The organism is Niveispirillum sp. KHB5.9, from assembly GCF_048066115.1.
In the GTDB taxonomy this organism is placed as follows: Bacteria; Pseudomonadota; Alphaproteobacteria; order Azospirillales; family Azospirillaceae; genus Niveispirillum.
The window spans coordinates 951,164-964,858 of sequence record NZ_JBLTYX010000001.1 but is presented as its reverse complement, the minus strand read 5'-3'; the positions used below and the strand labels follow the sequence as shown (position 1 = coordinate 964,858).

14 protein-coding genes are annotated in these 13,695 nt (G+C 68.2%); 4 read left to right on the top strand and 10 right to left on the bottom strand.

Annotated features, from left to right (window positions below; all coding sequences use genetic code 11):
* The first annotated feature begins 15 nt into the window (after positions 1 to 15).
* Genes ACM9HJ_RS03895 through lpdA form a run of 3 tightly spaced genes read left to right on the top strand, consistent with a single transcriptional unit; the run spans position 16 to position 4,720 of the window.
* A complete protein-coding gene (locus ACM9HJ_RS03895; protein ID WP_416570372.1) occupies positions 16 to 2,109 on the top strand; it encodes an alpha-ketoacid dehydrogenase subunit alpha/beta in 2,094 nt (697 codons plus the stop codon).
* 17 nt (positions 2,110 to 2,126) lie between these two features.
* Positions 2,127 to 3,308 carry a dihydrolipoamide acetyltransferase family protein gene (locus tag ACM9HJ_RS03890; protein WP_416570371.1) on the top strand — a complete coding sequence of 394 codons (1,182 nt, stop codon included), beginning with the start codon at positions 2,127 to 2,129 and terminating at the stop codon, positions 3,306 to 3,308.
* Positions 3,305 to 4,720: a dihydrolipoyl dehydrogenase gene (lpdA, locus tag ACM9HJ_RS03885; protein ID WP_416570370.1), complete on the top strand. Its 1,416-nt coding sequence runs from the start codon at positions 3,305 to 3,307 to the stop codon at positions 4,718 to 4,720. Before ACM9HJ_RS03890 ends, lpdA begins: the two co-directional genes overlap by 4 nt.
* A 5-nt stretch (positions 4,721 to 4,725) precedes the next feature.
* Here lpdA and ACM9HJ_RS03880 read toward each other — a convergent pair whose 3' ends face one another.
* On the bottom strand, positions 4,726 to 5,319 hold the full coding sequence (locus tag ACM9HJ_RS03880) for a TetR/AcrR family transcriptional regulator (RefSeq protein ID WP_416570369.1): 594 nt from the start codon (positions 5,317 to 5,319) through the stop codon (positions 4,726 to 4,728).
* Between the two features lie 89 nt (positions 5,320 to 5,408).
* Between ACM9HJ_RS03880 and paaY the strand changes: the two genes are divergently transcribed.
* On the top strand, positions 5,409 to 6,005 hold the full coding sequence (gene paaY, locus ACM9HJ_RS03875; protein ID WP_416570368.1) for a phenylacetic acid degradation protein PaaY: 597 nt from the start codon (positions 5,409 to 5,411) through the stop codon (positions 6,003 to 6,005).
* A 1-nt stretch (position 6,006) separates the two neighbouring features.
* On the opposite strand, the gene ACM9HJ_RS03870 is transcribed toward paaY, so the two are convergent.
* The 9 genes from ACM9HJ_RS03870 to ACM9HJ_RS03830 form a co-directional block, all read right to left on the bottom strand.
* Entirely contained in the window at positions 6,007 to 6,309 is a 303-nt protein-coding gene (locus ACM9HJ_RS03870; RefSeq protein ID WP_416570367.1) for an EthD family reductase, read from the bottom strand.
* A 12-nt stretch (positions 6,310 to 6,321) separates the two neighbouring features.
* Complete coding sequence (locus ACM9HJ_RS03865; RefSeq protein WP_416570366.1) at positions 6,322 to 7,104, bottom strand: enoyl-CoA hydratase-related protein; 783 nt, start codon at positions 7,102 to 7,104, stop codon at positions 6,322 to 6,324.
* Positions 7,094 to 8,173, bottom strand: a complete 1,080-nt coding sequence (locus tag ACM9HJ_RS03860; protein WP_416570365.1) for a 2Fe-2S iron-sulfur cluster-binding protein — start codon at positions 8,171 to 8,173, stop codon at positions 7,094 to 7,096. Before ACM9HJ_RS03860 ends, ACM9HJ_RS03865 begins: the two co-directional genes overlap by 11 nt.
* Before the next feature lie 14 nt (positions 8,174 to 8,187).
* Complete coding sequence (gene paaD, locus ACM9HJ_RS03855; protein ID WP_416570364.1) at positions 8,188 to 8,673, bottom strand: 1,2-phenylacetyl-CoA epoxidase subunit PaaD; 486 nt, start codon at positions 8,671 to 8,673, stop codon at positions 8,188 to 8,190.
* 4 nt (positions 8,674 to 8,677) lie between these two features.
* Positions 8,678 to 9,433, bottom strand: a complete 756-nt coding sequence (gene paaC, locus ACM9HJ_RS03850) for a 1,2-phenylacetyl-CoA epoxidase subunit PaaC (RefSeq protein WP_416570363.1) — start codon at positions 9,431 to 9,433, stop codon at positions 8,678 to 8,680.
* 11 nt (positions 9,434 to 9,444) lie between these two features.
* Positions 9,445 to 9,729 carry a 1,2-phenylacetyl-CoA epoxidase subunit PaaB gene (gene paaB, locus ACM9HJ_RS03845; protein ID WP_416570362.1) on the bottom strand — a complete coding sequence of 95 codons (285 nt, stop codon included), beginning with the start codon at positions 9,727 to 9,729 and terminating at the stop codon, positions 9,445 to 9,447.
* A 127-nt stretch (positions 9,730 to 9,856) separates the two neighbouring features.
* Entirely contained in the window at positions 9,857 to 10,837 is a 981-nt protein-coding gene (gene paaA, locus ACM9HJ_RS03840) for a 1,2-phenylacetyl-CoA epoxidase subunit PaaA (RefSeq protein ID WP_416570361.1), read from the bottom strand.
* 83 nt (positions 10,838 to 10,920) lie between these two features.
* A complete protein-coding gene (gene pcaF, locus ACM9HJ_RS03835) occupies positions 10,921 to 12,123 on the bottom strand; it encodes a 3-oxoadipyl-CoA thiolase (protein WP_416570360.1) in 1,203 nt (400 codons plus the stop codon).
* A 2-nt stretch (positions 12,124 to 12,125) separates the two neighbouring features.
* Entirely contained in the window at positions 12,126 to 13,568 is a 1,443-nt protein-coding gene (locus ACM9HJ_RS03830) for a 3-hydroxyacyl-CoA dehydrogenase NAD-binding domain-containing protein (protein WP_416570359.1), read from the bottom strand.
* Positions 13,569 to 13,695: the final 127 nt, after the last annotated feature.

Genomic DNA, 13,695 nt, shown 5'->3' with positions numbered 1-13,695 from the left:
TATAGCGGGGACACCATGATCTCACAGAGCCGGCGCAGCGTGGCCGACACATTGCCGCGCAACACGCCCGATCCCTCCTATGATTGGCGCCGGATCACCCATCTGCTGCATGTGTCCCGCACGCTGGACGAGTTGGAGGAGAAGGTCCTGGTACCGGAGCGCAAGGTGCTCTACCAGTTCTCCGCCCGCGGCCACGACATGGCGCAGATTCTGCTGGGCGCGCGCCTGACCGACCGGCATGATGCCGCCTGCGGCTATTACCGCTCCCGCCCCATGCTGCTGTCGCTGGGCGTGGATATCGAGGATGCGCTGGGTTCCTCCATGGGTCGGGCCGGCGGCTATTCCGACGGGCGCGATATCGGCGTCGTCTTCAATTATCCCAATCCGGAGGGGGCCTCGGCCCTGCCCATGTGCGGCGGGGTGGGGGCGCAATACACGCCCACCGCCGGCTGGGCCCAGGCGATGGATTATTATGCCCGCGTCCTGAAACAGCCGGATTATGAACGGTCGATCGCCGTCGTGCTGGGTGGCGACGGGTCGGTGGCGGCCAACGGGTTCTGGGCGGCGCTGACCATCGCCACGACGCAGGCGCTGCCCATGCTGTTCTATATCGAGGATAATGGCTACGGCATCTCCGTGCCGTCGATCATGCAGACGCCGGGCGGCAACATCGCCGCCAACCTGGCCAGTTTCAAGGGCCTGACCATCCTGGCCGGCGACGGGGCGGAACCGGCGGAGGCGGCGCGTCTGGTCGACCAGGCGGTATCCCATGTCCGCGACCGCAAGGGGCCGTGCCTGCTGCGCCTGACGGTGCCGCGCCTGCAGGGCCATTCCTTCCAGGACACCCAGACCTACAAGCCGGCGGAATTCGTGGCATCCGAATGGGCGCGCGATCCCCTGCCGCGGCTGAAGGAATATCTGGTGCCGGCCGTGCTGGAAGAGGCCGAATGGGACGCCATCGCCGCCCAGGCCAGGGACGAGGTGGAGGCGGCGCGGGTCCAGGCGGAGGCACGGCCGGTGGCCGACCCCGTGGGTGTCATCCGCCATGTCTTCGCCGAACCGGGCGAGGTGCAGGCCAAGGGCGGGCAATGGTCGCACGGCTATGTCCCGCCGGTGCCGGTGACCGAGGCGCGGCCGGAGGGCCAGCGCCTGAACATGGTGACGGCCATCCGCCGTACCCTGGACAATGAGATGGCGCTGAACCCCCGCGTCGTGCTGTTCGGGGAGGATATCGGGCCCAAGGGTGGTGTGCATGCCGTGACCCTGGGCTTGCAGGAGAAATACGGCACCACCCGTGTCTTCGATACCAGCCTGTCGGAGGAGGGCATTGTCGGCCGGGCCGTGGGCATGGCGCTGGCCGGCCTGATGCCGGTGCCGGAAATCCAGTTCCGCAAATATGCCGAACCGGCCATGGAGCAGATCAACGATTGCGGCACCATGCGCTGGCGCACCAACAACCGTTTCGCCGCCCCCATGGTGCTGCGCGTGCCCGGCGGTTTCTTCAAATGCGGCGATCCCTGGCACAGCCAGACCAACGAGGTGCAGTTCTGCCACGCGCCCGGCTGGAAGGTGGCGGTGCCGTCCAATGCCGAGGATGCGGTGGGCCTGCTGCGGGGCGCGCTGCGCGGCAACGATCCCGTGCTGTTCTTCGAACACCGCGCCATGCTGGACGACGCCTGGGCACGCCGCGCTTGGCCGGGGGACGATTACGTCCTGGAATTCGGCAAGGCCCGCAGCCTGGCCGAGGGCGACGACCTGACCGTGGTGACCTGGGGAGCCATGGCCCCGCGCTGCCAGACGGCGGCGGAGGGAAGGTCGGTGCATGTCATCGACCTGCGCACCCTGATGCCCTGGGACGAGGCGGCGGTGCTGGCGTCGGTCCGGCGCACGCGGCGCTGCCTGATCGTGCATGAGGATATCCAGACCGCCGGCTTCGGGGCGGAGATCGCCGCCATTGTGGCCGACAAGGTGTTCCTGGACCTGGACGCGCCCGTGGCCCGCCTGACCATGCCCGACATCCCCAGCCCGCATAACCCGGTGCTGCTGGACTGGGCCGTGCCGTCGGTGGAGCGCATCCGCGCCCGGATCGACGACCTGATCGCCTTTTGATTTGGGGGACCCAACCCGTGATCGATATTTTCGGCCCCCTGGAACAGGAGGGGACCAAGGCTACCGTGCGCGCCTGGCTGAAGAAGGTGGGCGATACGGTGGCGGCCGACGAGCCGCTGGTGGAACTGGAGACCGACAAGGTGACGCAGGAGGTACCGGCGCCCGCCGATGGCATCCTGGCGGAAATCGCCCTGGCCAGCGACAGCGAAGCACTGCCCGGCGCCCTGCTGGGCCGGCTGCGGCCGGTGGGGGAGGTGGCTGCACCGGTGGTTGCCGCCACCGCGGCACCGGAACCGTCGCTGGCCGAGACGCGCTTGTCGCCATCCGCCAAGCGGGCGGTGAAGGAACTGGGCATCGACCCCGCCACCGTGACCGGTACCGGCCATGCCGGCCGCGTCACCCGTGCGGATATCGAGAAGGCGGCTGTCGCGAAGCCGGCGGCACCGCCCCTGCCACCCGCACCGGTGGAACCGCCGGCCGCATCCGGCCTGCGCTCCCACTCCATTCCGCATGACACTATGCGCCGGCGCATTGCCGAGCATATGTCGCACTCCGTCTCTGCTGCCCCGCATGTCACGGCTGTGTTCGAGGCGGATTTCAGCGCCATCATCGCCCATCGCCGCGCCCACAAGGCGGCGTTCGAGAAGGCGGGCGTCAACCTGACCTTCACCGCCTATTTCATCGCTGCGTCGGTGGCGGCCATGAAGGTCGCCCCGTCCATCAACAGCCGCTGGCACGACGACCGGCTGGAAATCTTCGATGAGGTGAATGTCGGCATCGGCACGGCGCTGGGCGACAAGGGGCTGGTGGTGCCGGTGGTGCGCGGCGCGCAGGACCTGTCGCTGCTGGGCATCGCCACGCGGTTGCAGGACCTGACCGACCGGGCAAGGCAGGGCAAGCTGGCGCCGGCCGACATGCGCGGCGGCACCTTCACCATCTCCAACCATGGCGTCTCCGGCTCCCTGGTCGCCACGCCGATCATCATCAACCAGCCGCAATCGGCCATCCTGGGCATCGGCAAGCTGGAAAAGCGCGTTGTGGTGCGGGACGTGGACGGGGTGGACACGATCCAGATCCGGCCCCTGGCCTTCGTGTCGCTGACCATCGACCACCGCGTCGTGGACGGGCACCAGACCAATGGCTGGCTGTCCCGCTTCGTGGAGGTGCTGGAAACCTGGCCGAAGGGGGATGGCAAATGAGTGCCGATCGCTTCGACCTGATCGTCATCGGCGCCGGGCCCGGCGGCTATGTCGCCGCCATCCGCGCCGCCCAGCATGGGCTGAAGGTGGCTTGCGTGGAAAAGCGGGCGACGCTGGGCGGCACCTGCCTGAATGTCGGCTGCATCCCGTCCAAATCGCTGCTGCACGCCACGCATCTCTATCAGCAGGCACGCGGCGGGCATCTGGCCCGGTTCGGCATCCGGGTGCCGGAGGTCGGGCTGGACCTGGACGCGATGCGGGCGGAGAAGGACAAGGCCGTGGCCGAGCTGACCGGCGGTATCCAGGGCCTGTTCGTCCGCAACAAGGTGCGGCATGTCCATGGCACCGCCCGCCTGATGGGCACAGGCCGTGTGGTCGTGGCCCTGGTGGCGGGTGGGGAGCAGGTGCTGGAAGCCACCGACATCCTGATCGCCACCGGCTCCGACGTCACGCCCTTGCCCGGGCTGGTGCCGGACGGGGACCGCATCATCACCTCCACCGGGGCTTTGGAGCTTGTTTCGATACCGGAACATCTTGTGGTGCTGGGGGCCGGCTTCATCGGGCTGGAGATGGGATCGATCTATAAAAGGCTGGGCAGTGCCGTCACGGTGCTGGAAATGGCCGACCGCATCGCTCCCGGCCTGGACGCGGAACTGGCCCAAGCCGCACAGCGCCTGCTGTCACGGCAGGGATTGAAGATCATTACGGAAACGAAACTTCTGTCGGCAGATAAGCCGGCGGCGGGTGGGCTGGTGCTGGAGGTGGCACCGGTGGCGGGTGGTCCGAGCGCACGCATCCAGGCCGACCGGCTGCTGCTGGCGGCGGGCCGGCGCCCATACACGGCCGGGCTTGGCCTGGAAGCCGTCGGCATCACGCCGGACGCGCGCGGACGCATCCCCGTCGACCATGATTTCCGTACGAAGGTGCCCGGCCTCTGGGCCATCGGCGACGTCGTGGAAGGCCCCATGCTGGCCCACAAGGCGGAGGAGGAGGGGATCGCCTGCGCCGACACCATCGCCGGCCGCACCGGTTTCATCGACCACGCCCTGATCCCCTCGGTCATGTATACCGAGCCGGAGGTAGCCAGCGTGGGGCGCAGTGAAGAGGAACTGAAGGCGGCCGGTGTGGCCTACAAGGTCGGTAAATTTCCCTTCGCCGCCAACAGCCGCGCCAAGGCCAACCGGGAAACGGACGGTTTCGTCAAGCTGCTGGCCGCCAGGGAGGATGGCCGGGTGCTGGGCGTGCATATCATTGGCGCCATGGCCGGCACCATGATCGCCCAGGCCACCCAGGCCATGGCCTTCGGCGCCAATGCGGAGGATATCGCGCTCACCTGCCATGCCCACCCCACCCATGCGGAGGCACTGAAGGAGGCGGCGATGGCGGCCTTCGGCAAGCCGATCCACCTGTGAGGGGGTCAGATCCCGCCGATACCCTGCAGGACCATGCCGGTGGCCATGTCGGCGATCTCATCCGCCCCCAGGGCGCCGTCGGGCTTCATCCAGGTATGGGTCCAGTTGATCATGCCGAAGAACAGCATGGCGGCCGTCCGCCGGTGGGCGGCATCACCGACAAGGGCGGGATGCAGGTCCGCCAGGATGGCCTCCACCAGCGTGACCAGGGCGCGCTGGCCGGCCACGATCTCCGCCCGCCGGTCCGGGGGCAGGTGGGCCAGGTCGTTCAGCAGCACCTTCTGCCGCGACGCGGCCCCGACATAGAGCCGCATGAAGCGCCGCGACAGATGCCGCAGGCGGGTGGCGGGACCCTGCGGCATGGCGGCCACTTCCGCGGCGGCGGCGGACAATTGCTCGACATGCGACGCCATCACGGCGTGAAGGATATCCTCCTTCGACGGATAGTAATGGTATATCAGCGACTTCGAGGTGTTGCAGGCCTCCGCCAGGTCGGCCACCGAACAGCCCAGGAACCCCTTGACCGCGAAAAGCTCGGCCGCCCGGTCGATGATCGCCTCGCGCCGCTGCTCGTAATCCGCCGCCTGCTTGCGTGCCATGCCCGTCCGATCCCGGAAACCCGATCCAGATGCCGGTGATGGACCATAAGTCCCCGGCGTTCAACCAAAAACACGGAAAAGGAAACCCCATGCCCTGCTACCGTTTCGACGGGCTTGTTCCGGTGGTCGACCCCACGGCCTTCGTCCATCCCACCGCCGTGCTGATCGGCGACGTGATCATCGGCCCCGGCTGCTATATCGGCCCGGGTGCCAGCCTGCGCGGTGATTTCGGGCGGCTGGTGGTGGAGCGCGGGGCCAATGTCCAGGATAATTGCGTCATGCATTCCTTCCCCGGCGCCGATGCGGTGGTGGAGGAGGACGGGCATATCGGCCATGGCGCCGTGCTGCATGGCTGCCGCATCGGACGCAACGCCCTGGTCGGCATGAATGCCGTGGTCATGGACAATGCGGTGGTGGGGGCCGACGCCTTGGTGGCCGCCATGTCGTTCGTGAAGGCCGGGATGCAGGTGCCGCCGCGCATGCTGGTCGCCGGCACGCCGGCCCGCGTCATCCGGGAGCTGTCGCCGCAGGAGATCGACTGGAAAATCCGCGGCACGGCCGAATATCACGACCTGACCCGCCGCTGCCTGGCGACATTGGCGGAGGTGCCGCCGCTGCCCGAAATGGAGAAGGACCGCCCCCGCCTGGGGGGCGATCATGTGCCGCTGGACAAGGCGCGGGGGTAAATCAGTCCCCGTCCGCCACCACCAGCGTGACCAGGTCACGGGCGAACCCCATCAGGTCCTTGCCGGCGGCGCGGTTTTCCGGGGATTTCATGGCGGCGTCGAAGCTGGCCGTGTCCGCATATTGCATCTCCACGATCATGAAGAAGGCCGGCTCCCCGCCCATCGGCGCGGCGGTGACGCGGTTGACCAATGTGCGCAGCAGGCCCGGCACCTTCTCCACCAGCGGCAGGTGCACATCGTTGTAATGCTTCAGGAAAGCCTCGACATCGTCGGGCTTGCGGTAGAGTGCGATCAGCTTCTTCATGGGCGTTCTCTCCTATCGTCCTTGCCAATGGGGTGGGCGTTTTTCCAGGAAGGCGGCAACACCCTCCTGCCTGTCCGCCGTACCCAGCAGGGCCAGGAAGCGGCGGCGTTCATGCAGCAGATGGTCGCCATGCGGCAGTTCGAACGCCGCTCTGACGCTGGCCTTGGCGGCCGTCAGGGCCAGGGGGGCGCGGCCGGCGATCATGTTCGCCAGCTCCAGGGCACGGTCCAGCGCCTGACCGGCTTGTACCATCTCCCCCACCAGCCCGGCGGCGACGGCGTGTCCGGCGTCGATGGCTTCCCCCGTCAAAACCATGCGCATGGCCAGGGTACGGCCCACCAGGCGGGGCAGGGTGGCGGTGCCGCCGGCACCGGGCATGATGCCCAGGCTGCTTTCCGGCTGCCCGAACGTGGCACCCGCCCCGGCCACCGACAGGTCGCAGCACATCAGCAACTCGCACCCGGCCCCCAGGCACCAGCCCTCCACGGCGGCGACCAGCGGCTTGGGAAAGTCGCGGATGGTCTCCCACGCCGCCTGACGGGGGCCGTGCGGTGGATCGTCGGGGGTGGAGGCCGCCAGTTCGCGGATATCCGCCCCGGCGGCGAACACCTTGGCATCGCCGGTGATCACCACCACGCGGATGCCGGGATCGCCGGTGGCGGCGTCCAATGCCCTGGCGATGGCCGACAGCAGCGGCGTGGCCAGGGCATTGCGCCGGTCGGGCCGGTTCAGGCGCAGCAGGCGCACGCCGTCCGACGGTGTTTCGATCAGCAGGTGGGGGGACTTAGCCGTCATAATCCACCACCACATCCGTCCCCACCGGCACCGACTGGCAGGTCAGGATATAGCCGGCCGCCACCTCCGCCGCCGTCAGCCCGTAATTGGCCCCCATCTCCACCGTGCCGCTGACCAGTTTGGCCCGGCAGGTGGCGCAGACCCCGGCCTTGCAGGCATAGGGGGCGGGCAGGCCGGCGGCCCGCGCATTCTCCAGGATATTGCCCAGGGCGGGATCGAAGCTGATCGACCGGCGCCGTCCGTCCAGGACCAGCACCACCTTGGCGCCTGCCGCCGCTTCCGCCCGCGCGGCCGATGCCGCGGCCTGTGCCGCGTCGGGCCGGTCGATGGTGAAGCGTTCCAGCAGCACCTTGTCCCGCGCCACGCCGCTCTCCAGCAGGCTGTGTTCCACCGCATCCATCATCGGGCCGGGGCCGCAGATGAAGAAGGCGGCGATGTCGGCGGCCGGGATGACCCGTCGTTCCAGCAGCTCCGCGCATTTGGCCCGGTCCAGGCGGCCGTTGAACAGCGCCACCTCCTCTTCTTCATCCTCCAGGAAATGCAGGATGGAGAGGCGTTGCATGAACCGGTCCTTCAGTGCCGCCAGTTCCTCCAGGAAGATGATGGAGGCGCTGTCGCGGTTGCCATAGAGCAGGGTGAAGCGGCTGTTGGGTTCGGCCAGCAGGGCGGATTTCAGCAGCGACAGCACGGGCGTGATGCCCGACCCGCCGGCGAAACCGACATAATGGTTGGAAGCATCGGCATCAAAGGCCCAGGTGAAGGCACCATGCGGCGCCATCACCTGCATCACCATGCCGGGCGCCAGCCCCTGGTTGGCGAAGCTGGAGAACAGGCCGCCGGCCACACGCTTGATGGCCACCCGCAACTCGCCTTCCTGCGGGGCGACGCAGAGGGAATAGTTGCGGCGCACATCCTGCCCGTCCAGGTCGGCGCGCAGCGTCAAATGCTGGCCCGGCTTGAAGGCGAAGACCGGCTTCAGCGCGTCGGGCACGTCGAAGCGGATGGAGATGGCATCGGCGGTTTCCCGGCGGATTTCGGCGATGGTCAGGGGGTGGAAGCCGGTGGACATGGGTTGATTGTCCTTCAATGGCATTTGAAACGGTCGAACGGTTCCAGACAGTCCTGGCAGCGCCACAGCGCCTTGCAGGGGGTGGACCCGAAGCGGCTGATCTCATCCGTGCGCGTGGACCCGCAGCGCGGGCATTGGGTGGGCAGGGCCCCACCGCGCAGGCTGGCGGATGCGGCACCGGGTGGCGGCGGCGCGATGCCATAGGCCCGCAGCTTTTCCCGCCCATCGGCACTGATCCAGTCGGTGGTCCAGGGCGGCGACAGCACGGTCTCGACATCCAGATGGCCCAGCCCATGGTCGGCCAGGGTGCGCCGCACCGCCATCTCGATGGCCAGCGTGGCGGGGCAGCCCGTGTAGGTGGGGGTCAGCAGCACGGCGGCACGACCCGCATCCACCCCGCGCACGATGCCCAGATCGACGATGGACACGGCCGGGATCTCCGGGTCGGGCACCGTGGACAGCACTTCCATCACGCGGGCAGCGTCAACGGGGCCCTTCATGGCATCACCAGACCGCGTCGGGATAGGCCCGCTGGAGATATTGCATGGGTGCCAGCAGATGGCCCAGATGCTCGCTGTGATGACCGGTGCGCCCGCCCAGGACGGGACGGTGGGCCGGGAGCGGCGGCAGCGTGGCCTCGGCCAGGGTCGTGGCGATGGCGGCATCGAAGGCGGGGCGCAATGCCGCCTTGTCCACCGCGATGCCGCGTGCCGACAGGCCGATTTCCAGCGCGTCCATCACGAACAGCTCATCTTTGAAGCGGGCCATCCATTCCAGCCCCTCGATCATGCGGCACCGGCTCTCCTCCGTCCCGTCACCCAGACGCACCACCCAGCCGGCGGCCAGGTCGGCATGATATGCGACCTCCTTCACCGCCTTGGCGGCGATGGCGGCCAGCTGCGTATCGGGTGAGGCGGCCAGCTTTTCCAGCAGCAGGCGCTGGTATGTGGAGAACAGGAACTGCCGCGCGATGGTCTGGGCGAAATCGCCATTGGGCTGTTCGACCAGCAGGCAGTTGCGGAAATCCAGCGCGTCGCGATGGAAGGCGAGATTGTCGGCGTCGCGGCCGGCCTTCTCCACCGCGCCGGCATGGCCCAGCAGATATGTCGCCTGCCCGATCAGGTCCAGCGCGATATTGGCCAGCGACAGGTCGATCTCCAGCGTCGGCGCGTGCCCGCACCATTCGCCAAGCCGCTGGCCCAGCACCAGGCTGTCATCGCCCAGGCGCAGGAGATAGTCGAAATAGGCTGTGTCGGACATGGGGGCGGCCCTCAGATATGCTTGATGTGGTCGGGCACCTGATAGAAGGTCGGGTGGCGATAGACCTTGTCGGCGGCCGGGTCGAACAGCGGGCCGGACTGGGCCGGGTCGGACGCGGTGATGGCGGCCGACGGCACCACCCACAGGCTCACCCCCTCCATCCGCCTTGTATAGGTATCGCGGGCATGGCGGATGGCCATGTCCGGGTCGGCGGCGTGGACGGAGCCGACATGCCGGTGCGACAGGCCGTTCTTCGACCGGATGAATACTTCCCACAGGGGCCATTGCTGGGACATGGTTTATTCCTTTTTTGTTCCCTCAAGCGCCGGGCGCCGCCATCCGGCGGCTTGGCTCACGGCGCATGGGCGCCGGGCCGGCGGTCGCCGGCCTGTAACAACCACGGTCATAAGTTCTGACCTGCGATCACGCCGCCTGTCTGTCCCGCTGCTTCCTGGCATGGGCGGTGGCGGCATCGCGGACCCAAGCGCCATCGTCCCAGGCCTTGCGGCGGGCCATCAGGCGCTCGCGCGCCGCCGGGCCTTCGCCGCGCACCACGGCATAGAATTCCTCCCAGTCGACGGGGCCGAAATCGTACTGGCCGCGCGCTTCGTTCCATTTCACGTCGGGGTCGGGGACGGACAGGCCGATCGCTTCGGCTTGCGGAACCGTGATATCGAAGAATTTCTGGCGCAGCTGGTCGTTGGTGTCGCGCTTGATGCGCCAGCGCATGGACTGGGCCGAATTGGGTGAATTGTCGTCGGGCGGGCCGAACATCATCAGCGACGGCCACCACCAGCGGTTCAGCGCGTCCTGGGCCATGCGTTTCTGCGCGGCCGTACCGGCGGCCAGCGCCATCATGATCTCGTAGCCCTGGCGCTGGTGGAAGCTCTCTTCCTTGCAGATGCGCACCATGGCGCGGGCATAGGGGCCGTATGAAGTGCGCTGCAAGGGCACCTGGTTCATGATCGCCGCCCCATCCACCAGCCAGCCGATGGCACCGATATCGGCCCAGGTCAGGGTCGGATAGTTGAAGATGGTGGAATATTTGGCCCGGCCGGTATGCAGCGCGTCTATCAGGTCGTCGCGCGCGGCCCCCAGCGTTTCCGTCGCGGAATAGAGATAGAGCGCGTGCCCGCCCTCATCCTGCACCTTGGCCAGCAGCACGGCCTTGCGCCGCAGCGAGGGGGCGCGGGTGATCCAGTTGCCCTCCGGCAGCATGCCCACCACTTCGGAATGCGCATGCTGCGACATCTGGCGGATCAGGGTCCGGCGATAAGCCTCGGGCATCCAGTCCTTGGGCTCGATGAACGCGTCATCCGCCACCCGCGCCTCGAACGCGGCCAGCAGATCGGCCGGTTCGACGCTGGTCACGGCGGCCTGCTTCTGGAACTCGGTCGTATACATCGGGACCTCTTCCTGGTTCGTTTGGGTAGATTATAATAGACCGACCAGACGGTCAATTAATTATGCGAAGCAAAATTGGATGGTCACACCCGTTCCAAAGCCAGGGCGATGCCCTGTCCGACCCCGATGCACATGGTGCACAGCGCACGGCGTGCGCCCCGGCGCAGCAGCTCCTCCGTCGCCGTGATCACCAGCCGCGTGCCCGACATGCCCAGCGGATGACCCAGCGCGATGGCGCCGCCATTGGGGTTCACGTGGGGCGCATCGTCGGACAGGCCCAACTGGCGCAGCACGGCCAGCCCCTGCGCCGCGAACGCCTCGTTCAACTCCACCACGTCGATGTCGGCAATGGACAGGCCCAGCCGTTCCAGCAGGATCAGCGTGGCCGGTGCCGGGCCGATGCCCATGATGCGCGGCGGCACGCCGGCCGTGGCCATGCCCAGCACGCGGGCGCGGGGGATCAGCCCGTACCGTTCGACGGCCGCCGCGGAGGCGACGATCACGGCCGCCGCCCCGTCATTGACGCCCGACGCGTTGCCGGCTGTCACCGTGCCGCCGGGCCGCACGATGGGTTTCAGCCCAGCCAGCGTCTCCAGGCTGGTGGCGCGGGGATGTTCATCCTTGTCCACCACCAGGGGTGCCCCCTTGCGCTGGGCGATCGTGACGGGCGTGATCTCGGCGGCCAGACGGCCATTGGCCTGGGCCGCCGCCGCGCGGGCCTGACTACGGACCGCAAAGGCGTCCTGATCGGCACGCGAGATGGCGAAATCATCGGCCACATTCTCCGCCGTCTCCGGCATGCTGTCAGTGCCGAAACCCTTGTGCATAAGCGGGTTGACGAAGCGCCAGCCGATGGTGGTGTCGAAGATCCGCGCCTCGCGCGAAAAGGCGCTCTCGGCCTTGCCCTGGACGAAGGGGGCGCGGCTCATGCCCTCCACCCCGCCGGCCAGGATCAAATGGGCCTCCCCGGCCTTGATGGCGCGGGCGGCCATGCCCACGGCGTCCAGCCCGGAACCGCAGAGGCGGTTGATTGTGGTGCCCGGCGCCTGCGCCCCCAGCCCGGCCAGCAGTGCCGCCATGCGGGCCACGTTGCGGTTATCCTCCCCGGCCTGGTTGGCGCAGCCCAGGATCACGTCGTCGAACCGGGCGCTGGCCAGGGCGGGAAGCCGTTCCAGCAAGGCCTTGATGGGAATGGCGGCCAGATCGTCGGCGCGCACGGGCGACAACACCCCGGCATAGCGGCCGATGGGCGTGCGCAAGCCGTCACAGATGAAGGCGTCGGCCATGGTCATTTCTCTCCGTCTTCGTCGGCAAAATTGAAACCGTCGCTGGGCAGGTACAGGGCGTCGCCGGTGGCCTCGGCCAGGTTCCGCAAGACCTTACGGACATGGGCCGCGCCGGCTTGCGCTACCCAGGCCAGGGGGCCCTGCGGATGGTTGGCGCCGTGGATCATGGCGGCGTCGATGCCGGCGGCGTCGGCGACCCTTTCATGGGCGGCATCGGCGGCGCAATTGGCCAGCTGCGCCAGGGTGCGCAGGACCAGCCCGCCCGGCCGGTCGGGCAGCAGCAGGGCGCCCTTGCCCAGGGATTGGGCGAAGCCGGCGAAAGCGGCGCGCGCCGCCCGATCCTGCGGGTCGGCCAGGCTGGCCACCAGGGTCGGAGCCGTGGTGAAGTCGCGCGCCATGTCCAGCATGATCCGGGTCCGGCCATCCTCCGCCGCCAGTGAAGCGGCCGTGCGGCCATCACCCAGGCGCAGCAGGATGCCGTCGATCAGGATGGCATTGGCGGACAGGGTGGCGTCACCCGCCGCGTTCGCACACAGCGATACCAGCCCCTCGCCAAAGCACACGCGGGCAGGGGCGGCGGCGGACGGTTCCAAAGGCACGACCGGCTTTTCCCCGGTCACGAACACCCCCCGGCCGGTCTTGCGGCCCAGATGGCCGGCCTCGACCAGCGCCTTCTGTGCGGCCTGCGGGCGGAAGCGGGTCCTGCCGGCATAGGCGCCGTAAACGGAACTGGCGACGGCGTAATTGACGTCATGGCCGATCAGGTCGGCCAGTTCCAGCGGCCCCATGCGGAAACCGCCGGCTGCCTTCAGCGCATGGTCGATGGAGGCGGCGTCCAGCCCCTCACCCAGGGCCAGGAACCCCTCGGCATAATAGGGCCTTGCCACGCGGTTGACGATGAAGCCCGGCACATCGGCGGCCAGCACCGGTACCTTGCCCCAGCGGCGCATCAGATCGACCAGCATCGGGGCGAGACCGGCCGGGTTGTCGCGGATGGTCACCACCTCCACCAGCTTCATCACCGGGGCGGGGTTGAAGAAATGCAGGCCCACGAACCGTTCCGGCCGTTTCAGGCTGGTGGCCAGGCCGGAGATGGGCAGGGATGACGTGTTGGACGCGATGATGGCATCCGGCGCCAGCACGCGCTCCAGCCGGGCGAACAGGCTGGCCTTGGCCGCCGTCTGTTCCACGATCGCCTCCACCACCAGGGCGCAGGGGCCGAGGTCGGTGATGTCTTCAGTGAAGGACAGGCGGGCGCGGATGGCGTCCGCATCCGTTTGTGCCAGCGCGCCGCGTTTCACCCGGCCGGCCAGCGAGGCATCGACAATGCTGCGCCCCCTGTCCAGCGCCGCCGCACCGACGTCAAGCACCACCACGCGGTGGCCGGCGGCCGCCGCGACCTCTGCGATGCCGGCACCCATGGCACCGGCACCGACGACGCCCACGGGCGCCTCTGTTCCTGGAATGGTTCGCATGGGGGATAGCTAAGCCGGGGAATTAGGGCTTGTCAATAATAGACCGACCAGTCATTCTATTAATTATTCCGACGGGACGACCGTCGCCAGTGGAGGG

Bases quoted from the DNA above. Each gene is read 5' to 3' on its own strand.
- ACM9HJ_RS03895 (WP_416570372.1), top strand. From the start codon at position 16: ATGATCTCACAGAGCCGGCGCAGCGTGGCCGACACATTGCCGCGCAAC.
- lpdA (WP_416570370.1), top strand. From the start codon at position 3,305: ATGAGTGCCGATCGCTTCGACCTGATCGTCATCGGCGCCGGGCCCGGC.
- ACM9HJ_RS03880 (WP_416570369.1), bottom strand. From the start codon at position 5,319: ATGGCACGCAAGCAGGCGGCGGATTACGAGCAGCGGCGCGAGGCGATC.
- paaY (WP_416570368.1), top strand. From the start codon at position 5,409: ATGCCCTGCTACCGTTTCGACGGGCTTGTTCCGGTGGTCGACCCCACG.
- ACM9HJ_RS03870 (WP_416570367.1), bottom strand. From the start codon at position 6,309: ATGAAGAAGCTGATCGCACTCTACCGCAAGCCCGACGATGTCGAGGCT.
- ACM9HJ_RS03865 (WP_416570366.1), bottom strand. From the start codon at position 7,104: ATGACGGCTAAGTCCCCCCACCTGCTGATCGAAACACCGTCGGACGGC.
- ACM9HJ_RS03860 (WP_416570365.1), bottom strand. From the start codon at position 8,173: ATGTCCACCGGCTTCCACCCCCTGACCATCGCCGAAATCCGCCGGGAA.
- paaD (WP_416570364.1), bottom strand. From the start codon at position 8,673: ATGAAGGGCCCCGTTGACGCTGCCCGCGTGATGGAAGTGCTGTCCACG.
- paaC (WP_416570363.1), bottom strand. From the start codon at position 9,433: ATGTCCGACACAGCCTATTTCGACTATCTCCTGCGCCTGGGCGATGAC.
- paaB (WP_416570362.1), bottom strand. From the start codon at position 9,729: ATGTCCCAGCAATGGCCCCTGTGGGAAGTATTCATCCGGTCGAAGAAC.
- paaA (WP_416570361.1), bottom strand. From the start codon at position 10,837: ATGTATACGACCGAGTTCCAGAAGCAGGCCGCCGTGACCAGCGTCGAA.
- pcaF (WP_416570360.1), bottom strand. From the start codon at position 12,123: ATGGCCGACGCCTTCATCTGTGACGGCTTGCGCACGCCCATCGGCCGC.